The sequence below is a fragment of the Enterobacter sp. NFIX58 genome (assembly GCF_900110475.1).
Lineage (GTDB): Bacteria > Pseudomonadota > Gammaproteobacteria > Enterobacterales > Enterobacteriaceae > Enterobacter > Enterobacter quasiroggenkampii.
This window is the reverse complement of sequence record NZ_FODW01000003.1, coordinates 616,709-638,894: the sequence shown is the minus strand read 5'-3', so window position 1 is coordinate 638,894 and position 22,186 is coordinate 616,709. Positions and strand designations below refer to the sequence as shown.

Here is a 22,186-nt window from a genome sequence, read left to right as displayed (position 1 = left end):
GTTCGGTCCCTATCTGCCGTGGGCGCTGGAGAATTGAGGGGGGCTGCTCCTAGTACGAGAGGACCGGAGTGGACGCATCACTGGTGTTCGGGTTGTCATGCCAATGGCACTGCCCGGTAGCTAAATGCGGAAAAGATAAGTGCTGAAAGCATCTAAGCACGAAACTTGCCCCGAGATGAGTTCTCCCTGAGTCTTTGAGTGTCCTGAAGGAACGTTGAAGACGATGACGTTGATAGGTCGGGTGTGTAAGCGCAGCGATGCGTTGAGCTAACCGATACTAATGAACCGTGAGGCTTAACCTTACAACGCCGAAGCTGTTTTGGCGAAGAGACGAACAATCAAATTTCAGCCTTGTTCCGGTTTAACAGAATTTGCCTGGCGGCTTTAGCGCGGTGGTCCCACCTGACCCCATGCCGAACTCAGAAGTGAAACGCCGTAGCGCCGATGGTAGTGTGGGGTCTCCCCATGTGAGAGTAGGGAACTGCCAGGCATCAATTAAGAAGAACCCCGTACCGGAAGGTGCGGGGTTTTTTGCTTTTGTTTTTCCACTCTGGCTTTTGTCTTAATCCCTTATCCTGCTAATGGAATGTGTGATCTCTGTCTCAATGTGATTTATAACAAAATTATAACATTTCATTTACGAGGTTATTGAGTCTCCAGGCTCAATACGCCGCAGTTTATGGCAGGAGCATAATCACAATGACAGAAAGCATGACATCAAACGGGACGCTGGCTCACAGTGATACCCGAAGAAGGGTATGGGCAATCATCAGCGCCTCTTCAGGGAATCTGGTTGAATGGTTCGACTTTTACGTCTACTCATTCTGTTCACTCTACTTTGCACATATTTTCTTCCCCTCCGGCAACACCACCACGCAGCTGCTACAAACGGCAGGAGTCTTCGCCGCAGGCTTCTTGATGCGACCCATCGGGGGTTGGCTGTTCGGCCGTATTGCGGATCGTCGCGGGCGTAAGGCCTCTATGCTGATCTCGGTGTGCATGATGTGCTTTGGCTCGCTGGTGATCGCCTGCTTACCGGGATATGCATCGATTGGTACCTGGGCACCGGCGCTACTTTTGCTGGCCCGCTTATTCCAGGGATTATCGGTGGGCGGTGAATACGGTACCAGTGCAACCTACATGAGTGAAATTGCACTGGAAGGCCGTAAAGGTTTTTACGCCTCATTCCAGTACGTCACGCTGATTGGCGGTCAACTGCTGGCCATTCTTGTGGTGGTGATCCTGCAGCAAATTCTGACGGACGAACAACTTCACGCCTGGGGATGGCGGATCCCTTTCGCAATGGGCGCTGTACTGGCGGTCGTTGCACTTTGGCTACGCCGTCAGCTAGATGAAACCTCTCAGAAAGAGGTCAGGATGCTGAAGGAGGCGGGAACATTCAAAGGGTTATGGCGTAACCGCAAAGCTTTCCTGATGGTGCTGGGCTTCACTGCAGGCGGCTCTCTCAGTTTTTATACGTTCACCACCTATATGCAAAAATACCTGGTAAACACCACCGGCATGCACGCAAACGTCGCCAGCGTGGTCATGACCGTGGCACTGTTTGTCTTTATGCTCATACAGCCTATCGTCGGCGCGCTCTCGGATAAAATTGGCCGACGTACGTCAATGCTCATTTTTGGCGGATTGTCGGCATTATGTACCGTCCCCATTCTGACAGCGCTTCAGCATGTCTCTTCACCGTATGCTGCCTTTGCGCTGGTGATGGTGGCGATGGTGATTGTCAGTTTCTACACCTCCATCAGCGGGATACTGAAAGCCGAGATGTTCCCGGCGCAGGTCCGTGCGTTAGGGGTAGGGCTCTCTTATGCGGTCGCCAACGCGGTGTTTGGCGGATCGGCGGAGTACGTAGCGCTGTCGCTTAAATCATGGGGAAGCGAAACGACATTCTTCTGGTACGTAACGGGAATGGGGGCACTGGCGTTTGTTGTCTCCCTGATGCTGCATCGCAAAGGGAAAGGCATTCGACTTTAATACCGCGCCATCTGCCATACGGCATAGCCGGTCGTTGCGCCAGCGACATCCCAGGCGAAATCTTTCCAGCTCCAGCCGCTCCCTGCGGGGCGGCTATCCCACAGTTCTTTTGATGCCCCAAGACTTACTGAGAACATCAGCCCGATCGCCGCGCTACGATCCCGGCTGTATCCCTGATGCTGGGCATATTCATTACCGGCTGCGGACAACATCGCGGAAGCGAGAAAATGCTGTGCTTTATCCTGTCCGGACCAGCTATCGTTGGCCATATGGCTACAGCCACTCAGGAAAATGACGCTCAGTAACAGAGGAATACGCATCAACGGGCCCCATAAAAAAGCCCTGCGGGTGACAGGGCCTGGACATTACAGAATACGGCTGATAAGTCGGTCGATACGGATACGACGTAAGCGGCGAATAAGCTTGCGAACTTTCACCGGATAATCGGCAATGCTCTGCAGTTCGCGGTAGTGATTCACCACGGTTGTATGGGTGCGAATCAGCTCCAGCTCGCGCTCACGTTGGGCGGCTAACTCATGCTGCGGGTCATGGATCAGGATAGCGTTTTCCAGATCCAGTCGCCACGCGCGCGGGTTCAGGTTGTTACCGGTCAGCAGCATCCACTCATCGTCGACCCACATGCCTTTCAGATGGTAACTATTGTCTTCATCTTTCCAGAGACGCACAACCAGCTGGTCAGTGTTGACGTAATACTGTAAGCGGCTCAGGAAACGGCGAAGGTTAATCTCATAGAGATAAGGCAATGCACCGATGATTTTGAACGGCTGATCTTCGGGAATAAAGAAGTCGTTTGCCGTTTTATCACCCACGATGATTTCCACTTTTTTACCCTCGCGCAGCAGCTGAATGATATTACGCACCAGCACGGCAGGAAGGTTGAAATACGGCGTGCAGATAGTGAGTTTCTGCTCCGCGCACGGCATCAGATGGAAAATCGTTTTGTTCAGCAGGCTTGATTTGCCGAGCCCTACCAGCGGGGTAACGGATAACTCTTCGTTGTTCGCATCGCCCTGAAAATGATAGACCGCATCGCGCAGCTCCTGGCGGAAGGCGCGAACATCATTTTTGATTTCCGGGCTTTTAGGGCGCTCGGGATCGTCAAGACGATTAACACCACGGCCATGAACCAGATTTTTATCAACCCAGTTGAACATGATATCGGCCATCTGCGGATTACGGATCAGATGGTAGCGGTCGTAGCGATATTTATCGAGCTGATGAAGGTAGACATCATTGAGACTGGCGCCGCTGTAAAGCACGCTGTCATCAATAATGAACCCCTTGAAATGAAGAACGCCGAGCGCTTCACGGGTATTCACCGGGACGCCATAAACAGGCACGTCAACGCCAGGATTTTCCTGCGCTGTGCGGCAATACCAGTCAGCATTGGTGTTAGACGCGGCAGCGCCAATACGGCCACGCTGGGCGCGATGCCAGTCTACCAGCACGCGTACATCCAGTTCCGGACGCTGACGTTTGGCTTCATAGAGCGCGTTCAGGATCGCGCGCCCGCCTTCATCCTGTTCAAGATACAGTGCCACAATGCAAATGCGTCGCGTGGCGCTGGCAATCTTTTCCAGAAGCGTCTCCCGAAAATGAGCGGGAGCGTAAAAGAACTCTACATCATCAACTGACTGAGAAATCTTCGGTAGTTGAGCAAGGTGTTGTTGATGTTTATTACGCTTAAATTTTGACAACATCACAGTGCGTTTCTTCTCTGTTCATTGAAGGGTTGTCTGTACTATGCAAACAACATAAGCGGACAATGATACCACCAGTCCCGTCCAAAGTGGGTAACATTTCCAGTAGCTTACTCGCGTTTGTCTGCTGATGACAGACTGAGGGACAAGGCAACAATACCTTCGTCCAGCTGAATATCAACGTCAAACCCAAGTTTTCGCGCCAGGGTCACCATACCGCGATTGTTAGGCATAGTAATGCCATTAAGGCGTAACAATCCGTGATCTCGCGTATAACTGATGAGTTTTTCCAGCAGTCGTCTTCCCAGGCCCAGACCTTTAAGATCGGAGCGTACCAGCACGGCAAACTCCGCATCGACGTTATCCGGGTCAGAAATCGCACGCGTGACGCCGAGGATCTCATCACCCTTATCGGCGCAACGAACGGCAACAAACGCCATTTCTCGATCGTAGTCGATCTGGGTCATATTGGCTAAATCATCGTGGGTAAATTCGTTGATTTCGCTAAAATAGCGATAATAAAGATCCTCTTTCGTGACCTGAGAGATAAAGGCCCGCAACTGGGGCTCATCTTCCGGCAGAATAGGGCGGAACAAGGCGCGTTCCCCATTTTTCATCTCAACCCACTCCTCCAGCTGCAGGGGATACGGGCGGATCGCAAGACGGCTTTCTCTGTCTCCTTCAAAGGGCGCGATATCCAGGGTCACGTCCAGCGCCGTAAACTCATTGCCGGAGGCAAGCAGCGGATGAATGTCCAGCCGCTGGATCTCGGCACAATCCACAATCAGGTTAGAAACCTGCACCAGGAACTGACTTAGCCCGGCAATATCAAGCGGACGCAGCGCGCTCCGGCCGCGGATCTTTTTGCTTTTGATCGCCTGGATAATCAGATAACGTGCCAGGTTCATGTTCAGCGGCGGTAACGCCACCACGGCCTGTTCCTCCGGGCGCCACTCCACGCCGCCTTCACCCAGCATGATGAGCGGGCCGAAGACGGGATCGTGTTCGACCACCACCCGTAACTCCTGAGCGCCTGCGCGGTTAGCCATGCTTTGCACCAGCAAGCCGTGGATCCTGGCCTGTGGCCAGGCCATTTTGACCCGGTCAAAAATGGCGTCTGCGGCCTGCTGCACCTCAGTCGCTGTACGCAGGTAGAGCATCACCCCCTGAACGTCAGACTTATGCGGAATATCCGGGGAGCGCAGCTTCAGGGCAACCGGATAGCCAATCTGCTCGGCAATATGCACGGCCTCAGCGCTGTCGCTGGCGATCCAGGTCGGCAGGGTCTGCATCCCGTAGCTGCCCAGAATGGGCTGGACTTCATGCGTATCCAGCGACGTTGCGCCTTCTTCGATTGCCTGCTGCAACAGCCGGTGAACGTCGACGGTATTGGCCGTCAGATTTCCGGGCAACGCCGGCGTCTCGCGGAGCTGTTTCTGGTTGCGGCGATATTCCACCATGTGCATGAACGCGGTAATGGTGCCTTCCGGCGTGCGGTAGGTTGGAAGTCCGGCTTCGCTGAACAGACGTCGCGCCTCCTGCGAAGAAAACTCTCCGCACCAGTTGGTCAGCAGGGTGACATATTTGCCTCGTGGATGGTTGCGCACGGCCTCAATGAGCGCGCGCGCGCTTTCGCTGCCCGGCGCGACCGCGCTGGGGGAGTGGATAATCATCAGCGCATCGAAATCCTGGCTATCCAGCAAAATGGAAATGGCCCTGATATAGCGCTCGCTGCTGGCATCATCGCGCAAATCAAGCGGATTGCCGGGCGTCACGCTGGTCGGAAGCGCATCTTTCAGGCGCTGCAGCGTCTCTTCACTCAGCGTGGCCAGCTTGCCGAAACGCCGCCACAGCTCATCCAGGGCGAGTGCGGCGGGGGCGGCGCCGTTACTGACAATCATTAACTTCTCGCCGCGCAACGGGCGCATATGGCTTAACGTCTCAACGGCGGAAAAAAGCTCGTGGGTATCCTGTACCCGCAGCAAACCCGCGCGCTGAATGGCGGCGTCCCAGGCGGGATCCATGCCGGAATGGGAATGCAGCAGACGCTGTGCCGCAGGGCTACGTCCACTTTTGATCACCAGGATCGGCTTATTGCGCGACGCGCTTCGTGACGCCGAGACAAAACGACGCGCGTCGCTGAGGTGCTCAAGATAAAGCAGGATCGCACTGGTTTTACCGTCGCGCGCCAGAAAATCCAGTAGCTCATCGACGTCGATATCCAGACTGTCGCCGAGCGCAATGAAGTAGGAGAATCCCATTTCACGCTGCTGCGCCCAGTCGAGAATGGTGTTCGATACTGCAGCCGACTGCGAGATAAACGCGAGCTTGCCTTTGCGGATTGGAACCGGAGAGAAGCTGGCATTCAGCCCCTGCCAGGGGGCGAGCAGGCCCAGACTGTTTGGCCCAAGAATGCGCATTTGATAGCGGCTGGCGCAGGCCAGAAGCTCGGCTTTCTGTTCAGGCGGAGACGAGAGAATAATGCAGGTTTTACAGCCTTTCTTGCCGAGCGATTCCAGCAGTTCCGGATTCCGTTTTGCGTTTGTACACAGTACGGCAAGATCCGGTACGAAAGGCAGGCTCTGTACATCAGGCCATGCAAGCACTCCCTGAACCGCCTTATACGCCGGTGTGACGGGCATGACGGGACCATTAAATCCCCCGGCCAGCAGGTTGCGCATCATCAGATAGCCAGCACGATCCGGTTTCATTGATGCGCCGATGACGGCAATGGATTTAGGACGAAGTAGCGCTTCTAACCCTCGCTGGCTCATGCAGGCCTCCTGTGAATGCAAGCGACCTGATGATTTTAAACGCTTTCCGTCTCGGCTGCTGTGACGCTGCCCTTATGAACGGTTTTTCCCGCCAGATAGCGTTCCCGGAAACAGGAGAAATGGTTGCCCAGGGCGTGAGCCGCAGCGGTATCACCCGCCAGGTCCAGAAGCGCAATGGCCACTTCGGCGGTGCAGTATTGCCCGTCAGCATGCGCTTCACGCAGGCGATAGGCGGAGACGCGGGACAGATCGACAGAAATCACCGGCAGTGCGTCGAGATACGGGCTTTTACGAAACATTTTTCGCGCTTCGGTCCAGGTGCCGTCCAGCATAATAAACAACGGCGGTTTACCGGATGGCGGCGTCGAAAGCACCTGGCGATCGACACCTGCATATGACGCAGGGAAAACGACCATCGGCTGATAGTCCGGGCTTGCCACTAAGTCGAGCAGCGCCTGAGGGGGCTCAGTACGGGACCACTGAAATGCCGAGGTATCCGGCAGAATATCGGCAATGAGGCGACCTGTATTGCTGGGCTTCATCGGCTCGGTATCAAACATGACCAGACAAAAACGGCTCTGGGCCGTACTCGGCGCCAGCGTCTCGCACAGGCAAACCTTCAGCGGCAGCAGGCAGCGCTGACAGCGGCGAATACGGTTTCCGCGCGCGAGGAAGGGGCGGGTAGCGCGCGCAAGGCGTTCGGCGCGTAATTGAAGAACAGCGTTATCAGTCATGGGCGAAATGCAGGAAAAACCCTATTTTCGCAGAGGCGAGAACGGGGCACAAGATGTGCCCCGAGAATGTTACAGCGACTCGTTTAACCAGCTTTCAAAAGGCGCTTTAGGCACCGCACCGTTGAGCATATCGAGCACTTCACCATTTTTGAAAATCATAATGGTCGGGATGCTGCGAATGCGAAAACGGGCGCTCAGTTCAGGTTCAGCTTCAGTATTGACCTTAACGAAACGTATTTTTCCGCTGCGCTCTTCGGCCACGTCTTCGAAGATCGGCGCGAAGCTACGACATGGGCCGCACCAGGGCGCCCAGAAATCAACCACAACAGGAAGATCGTCCTTGAGGAGTTTGTCCAGCGTAGCACCCGTCGCGTTAATGACCTCGCCATCAAACAATTCATGGCCGCAGCGTCCGCATTTCGCACCATCTTCAATCCGATCGTCCGGAATGCGGTTAAGAGCCTGACAGTTGGCACATACGGTATTCATAACTAACCTCTGATAGAGCCGTGGGACAGCGGCAAAATGCCGATAATGTTTCTAATATGTTACATATTATCAATGAGCCTGTTTGAAACAACAATGCGTTTTATTCAATGAGAACAATAGTCACAGGCTTTTGTACGAAATTATGGCTATGCGCTGGCACATCGGGTAATCTGCGCGCTTCGCGCAGCGCTGGTGGAGAAAAGCATGAACGACGAAATGAAAAATAAAAGCGGCAAGGTCAAAGTGATGTATGTCCGCAGTGATGATGACTCTGATAAACGCACCCAAAATCCGCGTACCGGAAAAGGTGGCGGGCGTCCGGCGTCTTCTCGTGCAGACGGTGGCCGTCGCCCCGCCCGCGATGACAGAAACAACCGCGGTGATGACCGCAAACGTGATGACCGCAAGCGTGACGATCGCAAACGCGATGACCGTCCACGGGATGACTTCTCACGTGATAACGCCTCCCCGTGGCGCACCGTTTCTCGTGCCCCTGGCGACGAAACGCCAGAAAAGGCCGATCACGGCGGTATCAGCGGTAAAAGCTTTATCGACCCGGAAGTGCTGCGCCGTCAGCGTGCGGAAGAGACTCGCGTGTATGGTGAAAACGCCTGCCAGGCGCTGTTCCTGAGCCGTCCTGAATGTATCGTCCGCGCCTGGTTTATTCAGAGCGTAACCCCGCGCTTTAAAGAAGCGCTGCGCTGGATGGCGGCAAACCGCAAAGCCTACCACGTGGTTGATGATGCCGAGCTGACCAAAGCATCCGGTACCGAACACCACGGCGGCGTCTGCTTCCTGATCAAAAAACGTAACGGTACGACCGTTCAGCAGTGGGTCAGTCAGGCGGATGCCGATGACTGTGTACTGGCGCTGGAAGACGTGGGCAACCCGCATAACCTGGGCGCAATGATGCGTAGCTGCGCTCACTTTGGCGTGAAAGGCGTGCTGTTGCAGGATGCCGCGCTGCTGGAATCCGGTGCCGCGATCCGTACTGCGGAAGGCGGAGCCGAACACGTACAGCCGATCACCGGCGACAGCGTGCTGGATGCCCTTGAGCAGTTCCGTAAAGCGGGTTATTCCATCGTGACCACCTCGAGCCATGCCGGTACGCCGCTGTTTAAAGCGACGCTGCCACGCAAAATGGTGCTGGTGCTGGGTCAGGAACGCGATGGTCTGTCTGATGCGGCCCTCTCTAGTGCGGATCTGAGCGTCTCTATTGATGGGACAGGCAATGTGGAAAGTCTGAACGTATCCGTTGCGACCGGTGTACTGCTGGCCGAATGGTGGCGTCAGAATAAGGCATAAGCCTCTTCATGTGCCGGGTCAGACCCGGCACATTCAAATACTATTCGCTCTCTGCCGGTAACACAGGCATCCAGTCAATGGGCGTTTCGCCACGTTTTTCCAGCCATTCGTTCGCCAGAACAAAATGATTACTGCCAAAGAAACCGCGATGTGCAGACAGCGGTGACGGGTGCGGCGCTTTCAACACGTGATGACGCTGACGGTCAATAATCGCCCCTTTCTTCTGCGCGTGCGATCCCCAGAGTAAAAACACGACCCCTTCACGGTGTTCGTTGATCAGGCTGATGACTTTATCGGTGAACGTCTCCCAGCCCAGGCTGGCGTGCGAGTGCGCCTGGCCGGCCCGAACGGTGAGTACCGTGTTCAATAACAGCACGCCCTGACGCGCCCAGCTTTCCAGGTAGCCATGGTTTGGCCGGGTAAACCCGGGCACGGTTCCCTCAAGCTCTTTATACATGTTGAGCAGAGAAGGAGGGATCGCCACGCCGGGACGTACGGAAAACGCCAGCCCATGCGCCTGACCCGGGCCGTGATAGGGATCCTGGCCCAGAATGACCACTTTCACATCGCTCAGTTCGGTGTAGCGAAAGGCGTTGAACACATCTTTCTGCGGCGGGTAAATCGTCTGTCCGGACTGGCGCTCAGCCGCAACGGTGCTGAGCGTATTGATAAAATAGGGCTGCTGCTTTTCTTCTGCCAGCACGTCATGCCAGGTTAAAGGTGTCGTCATCTCGCTCTCCTGCGAATTTCAATCTCTGACTAGCTTACCTGCTAAAGCCTGGTGAGCAAAATTCCACGCCGAAATGTGCGCTAAGTGGCTAAATTTATGTTGAAAATGTGCAGGTTAAATTGAATTGGTAAGGTCGTGAAATTGATCTAAAGCAATAAATTCAAACCACACTCTTTATGTGGTTGGTGTTTTTGTTGATTTAAATCAATAAATCACCGGGGTGTGAATGATATATATACACACAAGAAACAATGGTTTTACCAATTGGCCGCGAGAGGCCGACATCAGTTAATGTAGCCTAAGGGAGGCAACACATGATTACAGGTATCCAGATTACTAAAGCTGCAAATGACGATCTGCTCAACTCTTTCTGGCTGCTGGACAGCGAGAAAAACGAAGCGCGCTGTGTCGTCGCGAAAGCGGGTTTTGCTGAAGATGAAATCGTGCCGGTGAGCAAACTGGGCGAAATCGAATACCGTGAAATTCCAATGGAAGTGAAACCGGAAGTGCGCGTGGAAGGTGGTCAGCACCTGAACGTAAACGTACTGCGTCGCGAAACGCTGATGGACGCGGTTGAGCACCCAGAAAAATACCCACAGCTGACCATTCGCGTGTCCGGCTATGCGGTACGCTTCAACTCTCTGACCCCAGAACAGCAGCGCGACGTTATCGCGCGTACCTTTACTGAAAGCCTGTAAGGCTTCAGCTACGGGGGGAATAAAAAAGCCGGGGATTTCCCCGGCTTTTTTTTACTCTTCCGTTTTTGTCTCTGGTGCAGCAGAGCTTGGCTTACGGCGCTTACCAATATTTTTGGTATCGCGGTGGCGCTGCTTCACGCGCGGTTTCTCTTTTTCTTTCTCTTTTCTCTCAGCACGTTTCGCGAGCGCTTTCTTGGACGGTTTACCCGTCATTTTTTCACTCGGCGCACGCGTGGTTGGGCGCAGGCCATCAATAACGCGCGCTTTCAGCGGCTCGTCAACATAGCGGCCAATTTTCTGCAGCAGCAGGTAGTCATGCGCTTCGACCAGTGAAATCGCAATCCCTTTGCGGCCCGCGCGGCCGGTACGGCCAATACGGTGCAGATAGGTATCGCCGCTGCGCGGCATATCGAAGTTAATGACGTGGCTGACGTCAGGGATGTCGATCCCGCGAGCGGCAACGTCTGTGGCAACCAGCACGTTAACGCGGCCATCGGTCAGGCGCTTAATGCCTTCGGTACGCTTGATCTGCGCCATCTCGCCTTCAAGATAGCAGTTGTTGATCCCGGCGTTACGCAGCATTTCTGCCAGCTCATGCACGCGCTCGCGCTTACGGACAAACACGATTGTGCGCAGCGCATCTTCCTGCTTCAGCAGGTGTTTGAGCAATTCGACCTTGTGCTCAAGGTTGTCCGCGCGGTAGTACCACTGGTGGATCTTCTTACGCTCACGGGTGGACGGCGTCGCCGACACTTCTACCGGATCTTCCAGCAGACGCTCTGCAAAGTCTTTAATCGCTTCCCCTTCGAGGGTGGCAGAGAACAGCATCGTCTGGTTACGCCAGCGCGTTTCCCCGGCAATGTGCTCGATATCCTGTGCGAAGCCCATGTCCAGCATACGGTCGGCTTCGTCGAGGATCAGCGTTTCAACCGCGCGGCAGTCGAAGTTCTCTTCTTTAATGTACTGCAGCAGGCGGCCCGTCGTTGCAACGACGATGTCCTGGTTTTCGCTGAACACTTCGGCGTGGTTCATATACGCAACGCCGCCGGTGATGGTCGCGATATCCAGATGGGTATTTGCCGCGAGTTCACGCGCGTGATCGGCCACCTGCATGGCCAGTTCGCGCGTCGGCGTCAGGATTAAAATACGCGGCGGGCCAGATTTTTTACGTGGAAAATCGAGCAGATGCTGCAACACAGGCAGCAAATAGGCTGCTGTCTTCCCCGTGCCGGTTGGCGCAGAACCGAGCACATCGCGGCCCTCAAGCGCAGGCGGAATGGCCGCTGCCTGAATGGCGGTCGGGCGTGTAAAGCCTTTGCTCTCAAGTGCATTGAGCAGGCTTTCATCGAGTTCAAGTTCGGAAAAAGTCGTTACAGTCATGTTCTACCTCTGTGTGGGGCGCTGATTATAGACGTTACGGCTGTAATCTTCATCTGTTTGTATGGATATCGCTTTTCGGCCACTTCGCTTTCCCCTATGCTACTCCAGTTTCACTTAGAAGGTTGCTCCGACATGTCTCAACTCAAAGCGCAGCTGCGCCGCGATGGTTTTACGTTTAAACAATTTTTTGTCGCTCACGATCGCTGTGCCATGAAGGTCGGTACGGACGGTATTTTACTGGGCGCGTGGGCGCCTGTCGCAGGGGTTAAGCGTATTCTTGATATCGGTACCGGCAGCGGGCTGGTGGCGTTAATGCTGGCGCAGCGCACGGAAGAACATGTCACCATCGATGCCGTCGAACTGGATGCGCAGGCGGCAGAGCAGGCAAGTGAAAATGTGGCCGAATCCCCCTGGGCTGCCCGCATGAAAGTGGACTGCGCCGATGTGCTCGCCTGGGCGCCTGAACAAACCGCGCGTTACGACCTGATCGTCAGCAACCCTCCCTACTATGCGCCCGGCGTTGAGTGCGGGACACCCGAGCGCGAACAGGCGCGTTATACCCGTTCCCTCGATCATAAAGCGCTGCTCACCAGTGCGGCCGAACTCATCTCCGAAGAAGGCTTTTTCTGCGTGGTCCTGCCAGAGAGTACCGGCAACACGTTCATCGGTATCGCGCAGGAGATTGGCTGGACGTTACGTCTGCGTACCGATATTTCGGATACGGAAGGGCGACTGCCACACCGCGTGCTGCTGGCGCTCTCGCCGAAAGAGGGTGAATGCTTTAACGATCGAATGGTGATCCGTGGGCCAGACCAGCGTTATTCCGAAGATTACACTGCCCTGACCCAGGCGTTTTATCTGTTTATGTAAACCTGCGGGGCGAGGATCGACGGGCCGGACTCCGCAAGCTGATCCGGATAGTCCAGCGTATAGTGCAACCCGCGGCTCTCTTTACGCATCATCGCGCAGCGAACGATCAGCTCGGCAACCTGCACCAGATTGCGCAGCTCCAGCAGATTATTCGATACGCGGAAATTGGCATAATACTCATCAATTTCCTGCTGCAGCATCGTGATGCGGCGCAGCGCGCGCTCAAGACGTTTCGTGGTGCGCACAATCCCGACGTAATCCCACATGAACAGCCGTAGCTCATGCCAGTTATGCTGGATCACGACCAGCTCGTCCGGATTTTCCACGCGGCTTTCATCCCAGGCAGGCAGGCGCTCTGTCTCGCGGGCGTAGGGCATGCGTTTGGTGATGTCTTCTGCGGCCGACCAGCCGTAGACCAGGCACTCAAGCAGCGAGTTAGACGCCATACGGTTCGCGCCGTGAAGCCCGGTATAGCTGACCTCACCGATAGCATACAGGCCATCGACATCGGTACGCCCATGATCGTCAACCATCACCCCACCGCAGGTATAGTGGGCGGCTGGCACAATTGGCACCGGATCGCGCGTTAAATCGATGCCAAGGTTGAGCAGCTTTTCGTAAATCATCGGGAAGTGCTGGCGAATAAACTCTGCAGGTTTGTGGCTGATATCAAGATACATGCAATCCACGCCAAGACGCTTCATTTCATGGTCGATGGCGCGGGCAACGATATCGCGCGGGGCCAGTTCGCCACGAGAGTCAAAGTCTGGCATAAAGCGGGTGCCGTCAGGGCGTTTCAGATAGGCACCTTCGCCGCGCAGGGCTTCCGTCAGCAGGAAGTTGCGCGCCTGAGGATGGAACAGGGCGGTTGGGTGAAACTGATTGAACTCAAGGTTCGCCACCCGGCAGCCGGCGCGCCAGGCCATCGCGATACCGTCTCCGGAGGCAATGTCCGGGTTCGTGGTGTACTGATACACTTTAGAGGCGCCGCCCGTGGCCAGCACTACAGCCTTCGCCTGGCAAGTTTCCACCTTCTCTTTATTGCGGTTCCAGACCCAGGCGCCCACCACGCGACGCGTGCCCGGCAGGCCAATCTTGTCGGAGATAATCAGGTCAACGGCGTTACTTCGTTCAAGCACACGAATATTAGGATGGCTCAGCGCCTTGCCGACCAGCGTGGTCTCCACTTCTTTCCCGGTGGCATCCGCTGCGTGCAGGATACGGCGGTGGCTATGGCCGCCTTCACGCGTCAGGTGGTAGCTCTCTTCACCGTTGGGTTGAACCTGCGTATCGAATAAGACGCCCTGATCGATGAGCCACTGCACGCAATGGCGGGCATTGCTGGCGACAAACTCTGCGGCATGCGCATCCACGATCCCGGCCCCGGCAATCAGCGTATCGTCGACGTGGGAGGCAATGCTGTCTGTCTCATCAAACACGGCGGCAATCCCGCCCTGGGCATAAAACGTGGAACCCTCGCTTATCGGCCCTTTACTCAGAACGATAACGTTTTGATGCTCGGCCAGGCGTAGCGCCAGAGAGAGACCGGCAGCGCCGCTGCCGATGATCAGTACATCACAATGGAGTTCAGGTGTTGTGTTCATGATTGTTGTTTAATTTACTAAACAGTGTTAGGCCAGAATAGCACCTGAATGCGATTTATCGCACGTTTTTTTTAATGGCTGTTGCAATGACTAAACGCGTAAGCAGAGGTAAACGGAGGGTAAATGAGTGAAATTATTTTGCGAAGCAGATCGTTAGCGTCAGATTTTGTGATGAAATAAAGACTGGGTTGCGTTACTCTTCTGGCGGGAAAAAGATGTTTCTTGTCAGAAAGTGGTGCGTATCGTGAACAGACTTATAATGAGAGAAAATGAACAGTCTGCGGCGCGATGAACAAAAACAAAGGCGTTACGGAACTTATTGAAGATCAGACACTCTAATTCGGTGCTTGCTCAAAGTGCGGTATTTTTAGAGTGGCGTTTCGATAACGCGTGGAATTTAGGTTTGGGGAGACATTACCTCGGATGAGCGAGCAGTTAACGGACCAGGTCCTGGTTGAACGGGTCCAGAAGGGAGATCAGAAAGCCTTTAACTTACTGGTGGTGCGCTACCAGCATAAGGTGGCGAGCCTGGTTTCCCGCTATGTACCGTCAGGCGATGTGCCTGATGTGGTGCAAGAGTCTTTTATTAAGGCCTATCGCGCGCTGGATTCGTTCCGGGGAGATAGTGCTTTTTATACCTGGCTGTACCGTATTGCGGTCAATACGGCAAAGAATTATCTGGTCGCTCAGGGCCGTCGTCCGCCTTCTAGTGATGTGGACGCAATCGACGCCGAAAACTTCGAAAGTGGCGGCGCATTGAAAGAAATTTCGAACCCTGAGAACTTAATGTTGTCAGAAGAACTGAGACAAATCGTTTTTCGCACGATCGAGTCGCTCCCGGAAGATTTACGCATGGCAATTACGTTACGGGAGCTGGATGGTCTGAGCTATGAAGAGATAGCCGCTATCATGGATTGTCCGGTCGGCACGGTACGTTCACGAATTTTCCGTGCGCGAGAAGCTATTGATAATAAAGTTCAACCGCTTATCAGGCGTTGACGATAGCGGGATACTGGAAAAGGTATTAGGCATGCAGAAAGAAAAACTTTCCGCTTTAATGGATGGTGAAACGGTGGATAGTGAGCTGCTCAACGAGCTGTCTCATTCTCCCGAAATGCAAGAGACCTGGGAGAGTTACCATCTCATCCGTGACACCCTTCGCGGTGACACCGGCGAGGTTCTCCATTTCGATATCTCAGCCCGCGTTATGGCGGCGATTGAGAATGAGCCTGTTCATCAGACCACTCCGCTGATTCCTGAAGCTCAACCCGCGCCTCACCAGTGGCAGAAAATGCCATTCTGGCAAAAGGTGCGTCCGTGGGCCAGCCAGCTTACCCAAATGGGTGTGGCTGCATGCGTATCGCTTGCAGTTATCGTTGGCGTCCAGCACTATAATACTCAGTCTGAAACTAATCAGCAGCCAGAAGCGCCAGTGTTTAACACACTGCCGATGATGGGCAAAGCCAGCCCGGTAAGCCTGGGCGTACCGGCTGATGCTTCCGCCAGCGGCGGTCAGCAACAGCAGGTTCAGGAGCAGCGCCGTCGCATTAATGCGATGTTGCAGGATTACGAGTTGCAGCGTCGTCTGCACTCTGAACAGCTTCAGTTTGAGCAGGCGCAGACACAGCAAGCTGCTGTGCAGGTGCCCGGAAACCAAACTTTAGGAACGCAATCGCAGTAATGAAGCAACTTTGGTTCGCCATGTCTCTGATGGCGGGTAGCCTGTTCTTCTCTGCCAACGCCTCGGCTGATGTATCATCCGGGGCGTTGTTGCAGCAAATGAATCTGGCCAGCCAGTCACTCAATTACGAGTTGGCATTTATCAGCATCAATAAGCAGGGCGTCGAGTCGTTACGCTATCGCCATGCCCGTCTTGATAATCAGCCGCTCGCCCAGCTTTTACAGATGGATGGCCCGCGTCGGGAAGTTGTCCAGCGTGGTAACGAAATCAGCTATTTCGAGCCCGGCCTGGAGCCTTTCACGCTGAATGGCGACTATATCGTTGATTCTCTGCCGTCACTCATTTACACCGACTTCAAACGGCTGGCCCCTTACTACGATTTTATCTCGGTAGGGCGTACGCGTATTGCGGACAGACTGTGTGAGGTGATCCGTGTTGTCGCCCGGGATGGAACGCGCTACAGCTATATTGTCTGGATCGACGCGGAAACCAAGCTCCCCATGCGTGTAGATCTGCTTGACCGTGACGGTGAAACGCTGGAACAGTTCCGCGTTATCTCCTTCAGCGTGAACAATCAGGTTGGCAACAGCATGCAGAATCTGGCTAAGGCCAGCCTGCCGCCGCTGCTTTCCGTTCCGGCAGGCGATTCCGTTAATTTCAACTGGGTACCTGCCTGGATCCCACAAGGGTTTAGCGAAGTGTCCAGCAGCCGTCGTCAACTGCCAACGATTGAAACGCCGGTGGAATCGCGCCTGTATTCCGATGGTTTGTTCAGCTTCTCGGTGAATATCAATCGCGCAACGGCAAACAGCGCCGAACAAATGCTGCGTACCGGGCGCCGTACGGTGAGCACAACGGTACGCGATAACGCAGAGATCACTATTGTGGGTGAACTTCCTCCGCAAACGGCGAAGCGCATCTCCGACAGCATTAAATTCAGGGCCGCACAATGATCAAAGAGTGGGCGACGGTAGTCTCGTGGCAAAACGGCATTGCGCTGGTGAGCTGCGATGTAAAAGCCTCATGCAATAGCTGCGCATCCCGAGCCGGTTGCGGCAGCCGCGTGCTGAATAAGCTCGGGCCGCAAACATCGCACACGATTTCTGTGCCAAGCGAACAGCCGCTGATGGCCGGGCAGAAGGTTGAACTGGGCATCGCGGAAGGCAGTCTGCTCAGCTCCGCCATGCTGGTCTATCTCTCTCCGCTGATCGGGCTGTTTATTATGGGCGGCGTTTTCCAGATGCTGTTTGGCACCGACGGAGCCGCCATGTGCGGTGCCGCATTAGGTGGTCTGGGGGGATTCTGGCTTGCCAAAGGCCTCTCCCCGACGCTTGCCGCGCGCGAGGAGTGGCAGCCTGTCATTCTCAGCGTTGGGCTGGCGCCAGACCAGCTTCGCGTCGAGACGCTCTCTTCTGAGGCCCGGTGATTCATCGGGCTTTATCATTTTTACGTCTTAAAACAGAAAACGTCCTTTCTTCACGCTATACCTGGCGCTAAGTCCATTTCCAGGTAGCGGAGATGTAGTGTAGAATGCTGCGTTTTCGCACTGAAAAACGTCAGGCTAAGAACAGCGGCCTCCAGGAATTCGTAAGGCATAATTATTTAACTATATGAAGAACATACGTAACTTTTCGATCATTGCTCACATTGACCACGGTAAGTCGACGCTGTCTGACCGTATTATCCAGATTTGCGGTGGCCTGTCTGATCGTGAAATGGAAGCCCAGGTTCTGGACTCCATGGACCTGGAACGCGAACGCGGTATCACCATCAAAGCGCAGAGCGTCACGCTGGATTACAAGGCGGCTGATGGCGAAACCTATCAGCTGAACTTTATCGACACCCCAGGCCACGTTGACTTCTCCTATGAGGTTTCACGCTCGCTCGCGGCCTGTGAAGGCGCGCTGCTGGTAGTCGATGCCGGGCAGGGCGTAGAAGCCCAGACCCTGGCAAACTGCTACACCGCGATGGAAATGGACCTCGAAGTTGTGCCGGTTCTGAACAAGATTGACCTGCCAGCCGCCGATCCTGAGCGCGTCGCGGAAGAGATTGAAGATATTGTCGGCATTGACGCGACCGATGCCGTGCGCTGCTCTGCTAAAACCGGTGTCGGCGTGACCGACGTGCTGGAACGTCTGGTGCGTGATATTCCGGCCCCGGAAGGCGATCCGGATGCCCCGCTGCAGGCGCTGATTATCGACTCCTGGTTCGATAACTATCTGGGCGTTGTCTCCCTGGTGCGTATTAAAAACGGCACCATGCGCAAAGGCGACAAAATCAAGGTTATGAGTACCGGACAGGTCTACAACGCCGACCGTCTGGGTATCTTCACGCCAAAACAGGTTGATCGTACCGAGCTGACATGCGGTGAGGTAGGCTGGCTGGTATGCGCCATCAAAGACATCCTCGGTGCGCCGGTGGGCGATACCCTGACCGGTGCGCGTAACCCGGCAGAAAAAGCGCTGCCAGGCTTTAAAAAGGTGAAGCCGCAGGTTTACGCGGGCCTGTTCCCGGTCAGCTCTGACGACTACGAAAACTTCCGTGATGCGCTTGGCAAGCTGAGCCTGAACGATGCCTCCCTGTTCTACGAGCCAGAAAGCTCAACGGCGCTGGGCTTCGGCTTCCGCTGCGGCTTCCTCGGCCTGCTGCACATGGAGATCATTCAGGAACGTCTGGAGCGTGAATACGATCTGGACCTGATCACCACCGCGCCGACGGTAGTGTATGAAGTTGAAACCACCTCGAAAGAAGTGATCTACGTCGACAGCCCGTCCAAGCTGCCGCCGCTGAACAATATTCACGAGCTGCGTGAGCCTATTGCCGAATGTCACATGCTGCTGCCGCAGGAATTCCTCGGTAACGTCATTACGCTGTGTATTGAGAAGCGTGGCGTGCAGACCAACATGGTTTACCACGGTAACCAGGTCGCGCTGACCTATGAAATCCCGATGGCGGAAGTGGTACTCGACTTCTTCGACCGTCTGAAGTCCACCTCCCGTGGCTATGCGTCACTGGATTACAACTTCAAACGCTTCCAGGCTTCCAACATGGTGCGTGTGGACGTGCTGATCAACGGCGAGCGTGTGGATGCGCTGGCGCTGATCACCCACAACGACAATGCGCCATACCGTGGTCGCGAGCTGGTTGAGAAGATGAAAGATCTGATCCCGCGTCAGCAGTTCGATATCGCGATTCAGGCGGCCATCGGCAACCACATTATCGCGCGTTCCACCGTGAAACAGCTGCGTAAAAACGTTCTGGCGAAGTGCTATGGCGGTGACGTCAGCCGTAAGAAAAAGCTGCTCCAGAAGCAGAAAGAAGGTAAGAAGCGTATGAAGCAGGTCGGTAACGTCGAGCTGCCGCAGGAAGCATTCCTTGCCATCCTTCATGTTGGTAAAGACGGCAAATAACCCTAAGGAGTTGGCATGGCGAACATGTTTGCCCTGATCCTGGTCATTGCTACCCTGGTGACGGGTCTGCTGTGGTGTCTGGATAAGTTTATCTTCGCCCCAAAACGTCGTGAACGTCAGGCTGCCGCACAGGCAGCCACTGGCGATGGTATTGACGCGAAAACCCTGAAGAAAGTCGGTCCGAAACCGGGCTGGCTGGAAACGGGCGCCTCGGTGTTTCCGGTGCTGGCGATTGTGCTGGTGGTACGTTCGTTTATTTACGAACCGTTCCAGATCCCATCAGGTTCAATGATGCCAACGCTGCTGATTGGTGATTTTATTCTGGTAGAGAAGTTTGCCTACGGCATTAAAGATCCTATTTACCAGAAAACGCTGATCGAAACCGGTCATCCGAAACGTGGCGACATCGTGGTGTTCAAATATCCGGAAGATCCGCGCCTGGACTACATCAAGCGTGCGGTAGGTCTGCCGGGTGACAAAGTGACTTACGATCCGGTTGCGAAAGAAGTCACCGTTCAGCCAGGCTGCAGTTCCGGTACCGCATGTGAAAACGCGCTGCCAATCACCTACTCAAACGTCGAGCCAAGTGATTTTGTGCAGACCTTTGCCCGTCATAACGGCGGTGAAGCGACCAGCGGATTCTTCCAGGTACCGAAAGGCGAAACCAAAGATAACGGTATCCGTCTGGTTGAGCGCAAAGAGACGCTGGGCGACGTGACGCACCGGATCCTCACCGTGCCAATCGCGCAGGATCAGCTGGGTATGTACTATCGTCAGCCGGGTCAGCAGCTGGCAAGCTGGATTGTACCGCCGGGCCATTACTTCATGATGGGTGACAACCGCGATAATTCTGCGGACAGCCGTTACTGGGGCTTTGTGCCGGAAGCGAATCTGGTGGGTAAAGCGACCGCGATCTGGATGAGTTTTGAGAAGCAGGAAGGCGAATGGCCGACCGGCGTACGCCTGAATCGTATTGGCGGAATCCATTAATTCTCACTAAATGAACGTGTAGCCGCTAATTAAAGCGGCTACACGAATTATTTCACCGATAAATCTCTTCGAACTAACGACATCCCCTGTCGTTGTGTATAGAATATTCCCCCGAAGTTTAAGGTTGGCCCTGCAAGGGTGCCACGGCACACGAAACCGCGTTGGTTTTCTCAGGTCGGTTTCGTGTGCTGCATTTTTGACGCATTCATTTATTGGTATCGCATGAACCCCATCGTAATTAATCGGCTTCAACGGAAGCTGGGCTACACTTTTCATCATCAGGAGTTGTTGCAACAGGCATTAACCCACCGCAGTGCCAGCAGCAAACATAATGAGCGTCTCGAGTTTTTAGGCGACTCTATTTTAAGTTTCGTGATTGCGAATGCGCTTTATCATCGTTTCCCGCGTGTGGATGAAGGGGATATGAGCCGCATGCGTGCCACGCTGGTTCGGGGTAATACCCTTGCGGAAATCGCGCGCGAATTTGAACTGGGGGAATGTCTGCGTCTTGGGCCGGGTGAACTGAAAAGCGGCGGCTTCCGTCGTGAATCTATTCTTGCCGATACGGTCGAAGCATTAATTGGTGGTGTGTTCCTGGACAGCGATATCCAGACCGTCGAAAAGCTGATCCTGAACTGGTATCAGACGCGTCTGGACGAAATCAGCCCGGGCGATAAACAGAAAGATCCCAAAACGCGCCTGCAGGAATATTTGCAGGGTCGTCATCTGCCGCTGCCATCTTATCTGGTGGTGCAGGTTCGTGGCGAAGCGCACGATCAGGAATTTACCATCCATTGCCAGGTCAGTGGCCTGAGTGAACCGGTGGTGGGCACAGGTTCAAGCCGTCGTAAGGCTGAACAGGCTGCCGCCGAACAGGCGTTAAAAATGCTGGAGCTGGAATGAGCGAAGAAAAGACCTATTGCGGATTTATTGCCATCGTCGGACGTCCGAACGTTGGCAAATCCACCCTGTTGAATAATCTGCTTGGGCAGAAGATTTCCATCACCTCGCGTAAGGCGCAGACCACGCGTCACCGCATCGTCGGTATCCATACTGAAGGCGCGTATCAGGCGATCTACGTCGATACCCCGGGTCTGCACATGGAAGAGAAGCGTGCCATCAACCGTCTGATGAACAAGGCGGCGAGCAGCTCGATTGGCGACGTGGAGCTAGTGATTTTCGTTGTGGAAGGCACCCGCTGGACACCGGACGACGAGATGGTGCTGAACAAGCTGCGCGACGGCAAAACGCCGGTCATCCTCGCCGTCAACAAAGTTGACAACGTGCAGGAAAAGGCCGATCTGCTGCCGCATCTGCAGTGGCTCGGTAGCCAGATGAACTTCCTTGATATCGTCCCGCTGTCTGCGGAGACGGGGCTGAACGTGGACACCATCGCGGGCATCGTGCGTAAGCACCTCCCGGAAGCGATTCACCACTTCCCGGAAGAGTACATCACCGATCGTTCTCAGCGCTTTATGGCGTCTGAAATCATCCGTGAAAAGCTGATGCGTTTCCTGGGTGCTGAACTGCCGTACTCTGTGACGGTGGAGATCGAGCGTTTCCAGAGCAACGAGCGTGGCGGCTACGACATCAACGGCCTGATCCTCGTTGAGCGTGAAGGGCAGAAGAAGATGGTGATCGGCAACAAAGGCGCCAAGATCAAAACCATCGGTATCGAAGCCCGTAAGGACATGCAGGAGATGTTCGAAGCGCCGGTTCACCTCGAACTGTGGGTGAAAGTGAAATCTGGCTGGGCCGATGATGAGCGTGCTCTGCGCAGCCTCGGTTACGGCGAAGACCAGTAA

General features: G+C 54.8%; 21 protein-coding genes and 2 rRNA genes. 15 read left to right on the top strand and 8 right to left on the bottom strand.

Annotated elements, in window-relative coordinates; genetic code table 11:
- The 3 genes from BMW97_RS16330 to BMW97_RS16320 form a co-directional block, all read left to right on the top strand.
- Positions 1 to 302 (top strand): 23S ribosomal RNA (locus BMW97_RS16330); the annotation flags it as partial.
- Between the two features lie 72 nt (positions 303 to 374).
- Positions 375 to 490 (top strand): 5S ribosomal RNA (gene rrf / locus BMW97_RS16325).
- A 209-nt stretch (positions 491 to 699) separates the two neighbouring features.
- Positions 700 to 1,995, top strand: coding sequence for an MFS transporter (locus BMW97_RS16320; protein WP_045908524.1), 1,296 nt, complete (start codon positions 700 to 702; stop codon positions 1,993 to 1,995).
- Here BMW97_RS16320 and BMW97_RS16315 read toward each other — a convergent pair.
- From BMW97_RS16315 to trxC, 5 genes are all read right to left on the bottom strand, one after another.
- A complete protein-coding gene (locus tag BMW97_RS16315) occupies positions 1,992 to 2,315 on the bottom strand; it encodes a YfiM family lipoprotein (protein ID WP_045908525.1) in 324 nt (107 codons plus the stop codon). The genes BMW97_RS16320 and BMW97_RS16315 overlap by 4 nt on opposite strands.
- Positions 2,316 to 2,360: 45 nt before the next feature.
- Positions 2,361 to 3,716 carry a CDP-diacylglycerol--serine O-phosphatidyltransferase gene (gene pssA, locus BMW97_RS16310; protein ID WP_023294337.1) on the bottom strand — a complete coding sequence of 452 codons (1,356 nt, stop codon included), beginning with the start codon at positions 3,714 to 3,716 and terminating at the stop codon, positions 2,361 to 2,363.
- A gap of 110 nt (positions 3,717 to 3,826) precedes the next feature.
- Positions 3,827 to 6,490: a bifunctional acetate--CoA ligase family protein/GNAT family N-acetyltransferase gene (gene pat / locus BMW97_RS16305; RefSeq protein WP_045908526.1), complete on the bottom strand. Its 2,664-nt coding sequence runs from the start codon at positions 6,488 to 6,490 to the stop codon at positions 3,827 to 3,829.
- Positions 6,491 to 6,525: 35 nt separating this feature from the next.
- A complete protein-coding gene (tapT, locus tag BMW97_RS16300; protein WP_045908527.1) occupies positions 6,526 to 7,224 on the bottom strand; it encodes a tRNA-uridine aminocarboxypropyltransferase in 699 nt (232 codons plus the stop codon).
- Positions 7,225 to 7,293: 69 nt separating this feature from the next.
- On the bottom strand, positions 7,294 to 7,713 hold the full coding sequence (gene trxC / locus BMW97_RS16295; protein ID WP_045908528.1) for a thioredoxin TrxC: 420 nt from the start codon (positions 7,711 to 7,713) through the stop codon (positions 7,294 to 7,296).
- A 204-nt stretch (positions 7,714 to 7,917) separates the two neighbouring features.
- On the opposite strand from trxC, the gene BMW97_RS16285 reads away from it, so the two are divergent.
- Positions 7,918 to 9,018, top strand: a complete 1,101-nt coding sequence (locus BMW97_RS16285) for a tRNA/rRNA methyltransferase (protein WP_045908529.1) — start codon at positions 7,918 to 7,920, stop codon at positions 9,016 to 9,018.
- A gap of 40 nt (positions 9,019 to 9,058) precedes the next feature.
- Here the strand turns inward: BMW97_RS16285 and ung are convergent, their stop codons facing one another.
- Positions 9,059 to 9,748 carry a uracil-DNA glycosylase gene (gene ung, locus BMW97_RS16280; RefSeq protein WP_023333064.1) on the bottom strand — a complete coding sequence of 230 codons (690 nt, stop codon included), beginning with the start codon at positions 9,746 to 9,748 and terminating at the stop codon, positions 9,059 to 9,061.
- 314 nt (positions 9,749 to 10,062) lie between these two features.
- On the opposite strand from ung, the gene grcA reads away from it, so the two are divergent.
- Positions 10,063 to 10,446: an autonomous glycyl radical cofactor GrcA gene (grcA, locus tag BMW97_RS16275; protein ID WP_008502190.1), complete on the top strand. Its 384-nt coding sequence runs from the start codon at positions 10,063 to 10,065 to the stop codon at positions 10,444 to 10,446.
- Positions 10,447 to 10,497: 51 nt separating this feature from the next.
- Here the strand turns inward: grcA and srmB are convergent, their stop codons facing one another.
- Positions 10,498 to 11,826 (bottom strand): ATP-dependent RNA helicase SrmB, encoded by a 1,329-nt coding sequence (gene srmB, locus BMW97_RS16270; protein ID WP_023344704.1) that lies wholly within the window; start codon positions 11,824 to 11,826, stop codon positions 10,498 to 10,500.
- A 132-nt stretch (positions 11,827 to 11,958) separates the two neighbouring features.
- Between srmB and BMW97_RS16265 the strand changes: the two genes are divergently transcribed.
- Positions 11,959 to 12,696, top strand: coding sequence for a tRNA(1)(Val) (adenine(37)-N(6))-methyltransferase TrmN (locus tag BMW97_RS16265; protein WP_045908530.1), 738 nt, complete (start codon positions 11,959 to 11,961; stop codon positions 12,694 to 12,696).
- Here BMW97_RS16265 and nadB read toward each other — a convergent pair.
- On the bottom strand, positions 12,681 to 14,300 hold the full coding sequence (gene nadB, locus BMW97_RS16260; RefSeq protein ID WP_045908531.1) for an L-aspartate oxidase: 1,620 nt from the start codon (positions 14,298 to 14,300) through the stop codon (positions 12,681 to 12,683). The two genes, BMW97_RS16265 and nadB, sit on opposite strands and share 16 nt — an antisense overlap.
- Positions 14,301 to 14,643: 343 nt before the next feature.
- Between nadB and rseD the strand changes: the two genes are divergently transcribed.
- From rseD to era, 9 genes are all read left to right on the top strand, one after another.
- Positions 14,644 to 14,727: a rpoE leader peptide RseD gene (gene rseD, locus BMW97_RS24440; protein WP_223605340.1), complete on the top strand. Its 84-nt coding sequence runs from the start codon at positions 14,644 to 14,646 to the stop codon at positions 14,725 to 14,727.
- The gene (gene rpoE / locus BMW97_RS16255; protein WP_006176728.1) at positions 14,724 to 15,299 is read left to right on the top strand and encodes an RNA polymerase sigma factor RpoE; all 576 of its coding nucleotides are present in this window, start codon (positions 14,724 to 14,726) and stop codon (positions 15,297 to 15,299) included. Before rseD ends, rpoE begins: the two co-directional genes overlap by 4 nt.
- 31 nt (positions 15,300 to 15,330) lie before the next feature.
- Positions 15,331 to 15,981 carry an anti-sigma-E factor RseA gene (rseA, locus tag BMW97_RS16250; RefSeq protein WP_008502186.1) on the top strand — a complete coding sequence of 217 codons (651 nt, stop codon included), beginning with the start codon at positions 15,331 to 15,333 and terminating at the stop codon, positions 15,979 to 15,981.
- Positions 15,981 to 16,934 (top strand): sigma-E factor regulatory protein RseB, encoded by a 954-nt coding sequence (gene rseB / locus BMW97_RS16245; protein ID WP_023308851.1) that lies wholly within the window; start codon positions 15,981 to 15,983, stop codon positions 16,932 to 16,934. The genes rseA and rseB overlap by 1 nt, the downstream gene beginning before the upstream one ends.
- The gene (rseC, locus tag BMW97_RS16240; protein ID WP_032653064.1) at positions 16,931 to 17,407 is read left to right on the top strand and encodes a SoxR-reducing system protein RseC; all 477 of its coding nucleotides are present in this window, start codon (positions 16,931 to 16,933) and stop codon (positions 17,405 to 17,407) included. The genes rseB and rseC overlap by 4 nt, the downstream gene beginning before the upstream one ends.
- Positions 17,408 to 17,591: 184 nt before the next feature.
- Positions 17,592 to 19,391, top strand: a complete 1,800-nt coding sequence (lepA, locus tag BMW97_RS16235; protein WP_008502183.1) for a translation elongation factor 4 — start codon at positions 17,592 to 17,594, stop codon at positions 19,389 to 19,391.
- Between the two features lie 15 nt (positions 19,392 to 19,406).
- A complete protein-coding gene (gene lepB / locus BMW97_RS16230; protein WP_045908532.1) occupies positions 19,407 to 20,381 on the top strand; it encodes a signal peptidase I in 975 nt (324 codons plus the stop codon).
- A 222-nt stretch (positions 20,382 to 20,603) separates the two neighbouring features.
- Positions 20,604 to 21,284: a ribonuclease III gene (gene rnc / locus BMW97_RS16220; protein WP_003860711.1), complete on the top strand. Its 681-nt coding sequence runs from the start codon at positions 20,604 to 20,606 to the stop codon at positions 21,282 to 21,284.
- Positions 21,281 to 22,186: a GTPase Era gene (gene era / locus BMW97_RS16215; protein ID WP_008502181.1), complete on the top strand. Its 906-nt coding sequence runs from the start codon at positions 21,281 to 21,283 to the stop codon at positions 22,184 to 22,186. The genes rnc and era overlap by 4 nt, the downstream gene beginning before the upstream one ends.

Excerpts from the sequence above, each read along its gene's own strand:
- rseC (WP_032653064.1), top strand. The coding sequence starts at position 16,931 with ATGATCAAAGAGTGGGCGACGGTAGTCTCGTGGCAAAACGGCATTGCG.
- rseA (WP_008502186.1), top strand. The coding sequence starts at position 15,331 with ATGCAGAAAGAAAAACTTTCCGCTTTAATGGATGGTGAAACGGTGGAT.
- BMW97_RS16320 (WP_045908524.1), top strand. The coding sequence starts at position 700 with ATGACAGAAAGCATGACATCAAACGGGACGCTGGCTCACAGTGATACC.
- ung (WP_023333064.1), bottom strand. The coding sequence starts at position 9,748 with ATGACGACACCTTTAACCTGGCATGACGTGCTGGCAGAAGAAAAGCAG.
- rpoE (WP_006176728.1), top strand. The coding sequence starts at position 14,724 with ATGAGCGAGCAGTTAACGGACCAGGTCCTGGTTGAACGGGTCCAGAAG.
- rseB (WP_023308851.1), top strand. The coding sequence starts at position 15,981 with ATGAAGCAACTTTGGTTCGCCATGTCTCTGATGGCGGGTAGCCTGTTC.
- BMW97_RS16315 (WP_045908525.1), bottom strand. The coding sequence starts at position 2,315 with ATGCGTATTCCTCTGTTACTGAGCGTCATTTTCCTGAGTGGCTGTAGC.
- lepB (WP_045908532.1), top strand. The coding sequence starts at position 19,407 with ATGGCGAACATGTTTGCCCTGATCCTGGTCATTGCTACCCTGGTGACG.
- trxC (WP_045908528.1), bottom strand. The coding sequence starts at position 7,713 with ATGAATACCGTATGTGCCAACTGTCAGGCTCTTAACCGCATTCCGGAC.
- BMW97_RS16265 (WP_045908530.1), top strand. The coding sequence starts at position 11,959 with ATGTCTCAACTCAAAGCGCAGCTGCGCCGCGATGGTTTTACGTTTAAA.
- nadB (WP_045908531.1), bottom strand. The coding sequence starts at position 14,300 with ATGAACACAACACCTGAACTCCATTGTGATGTACTGATCATCGGCAGC.
- rnc (WP_003860711.1), top strand. The coding sequence starts at position 20,604 with ATGAACCCCATCGTAATTAATCGGCTTCAACGGAAGCTGGGCTACACT.
- tapT (WP_045908527.1), bottom strand. The coding sequence starts at position 7,224 with ATGACTGATAACGCTGTTCTTCAATTACGCGCCGAACGCCTTGCGCGC.
- pssA (WP_023294337.1), bottom strand. The coding sequence starts at position 3,716 with ATGTTGTCAAAATTTAAGCGTAATAAACATCAACAACACCTTGCTCAA.
- lepA (WP_008502183.1), top strand. The coding sequence starts at position 17,592 with ATGAAGAACATACGTAACTTTTCGATCATTGCTCACATTGACCACGGT.
- era (WP_008502181.1), top strand. The coding sequence starts at position 21,281 with ATGAGCGAAGAAAAGACCTATTGCGGATTTATTGCCATCGTCGGACGT.
- srmB (WP_023344704.1), bottom strand. The coding sequence starts at position 11,826 with ATGACTGTAACGACTTTTTCCGAACTTGAACTCGATGAAAGCCTGCTC.
- BMW97_RS16285 (WP_045908529.1), top strand. The coding sequence starts at position 7,918 with ATGAACGACGAAATGAAAAATAAAAGCGGCAAGGTCAAAGTGATGTAT.
- grcA (WP_008502190.1), top strand. The coding sequence starts at position 10,063 with ATGATTACAGGTATCCAGATTACTAAAGCTGCAAATGACGATCTGCTC.
- pat (WP_045908526.1), bottom strand. The coding sequence starts at position 6,490 with ATGAGCCAGCGAGGGTTAGAAGCGCTACTTCGTCCTAAATCCATTGCC.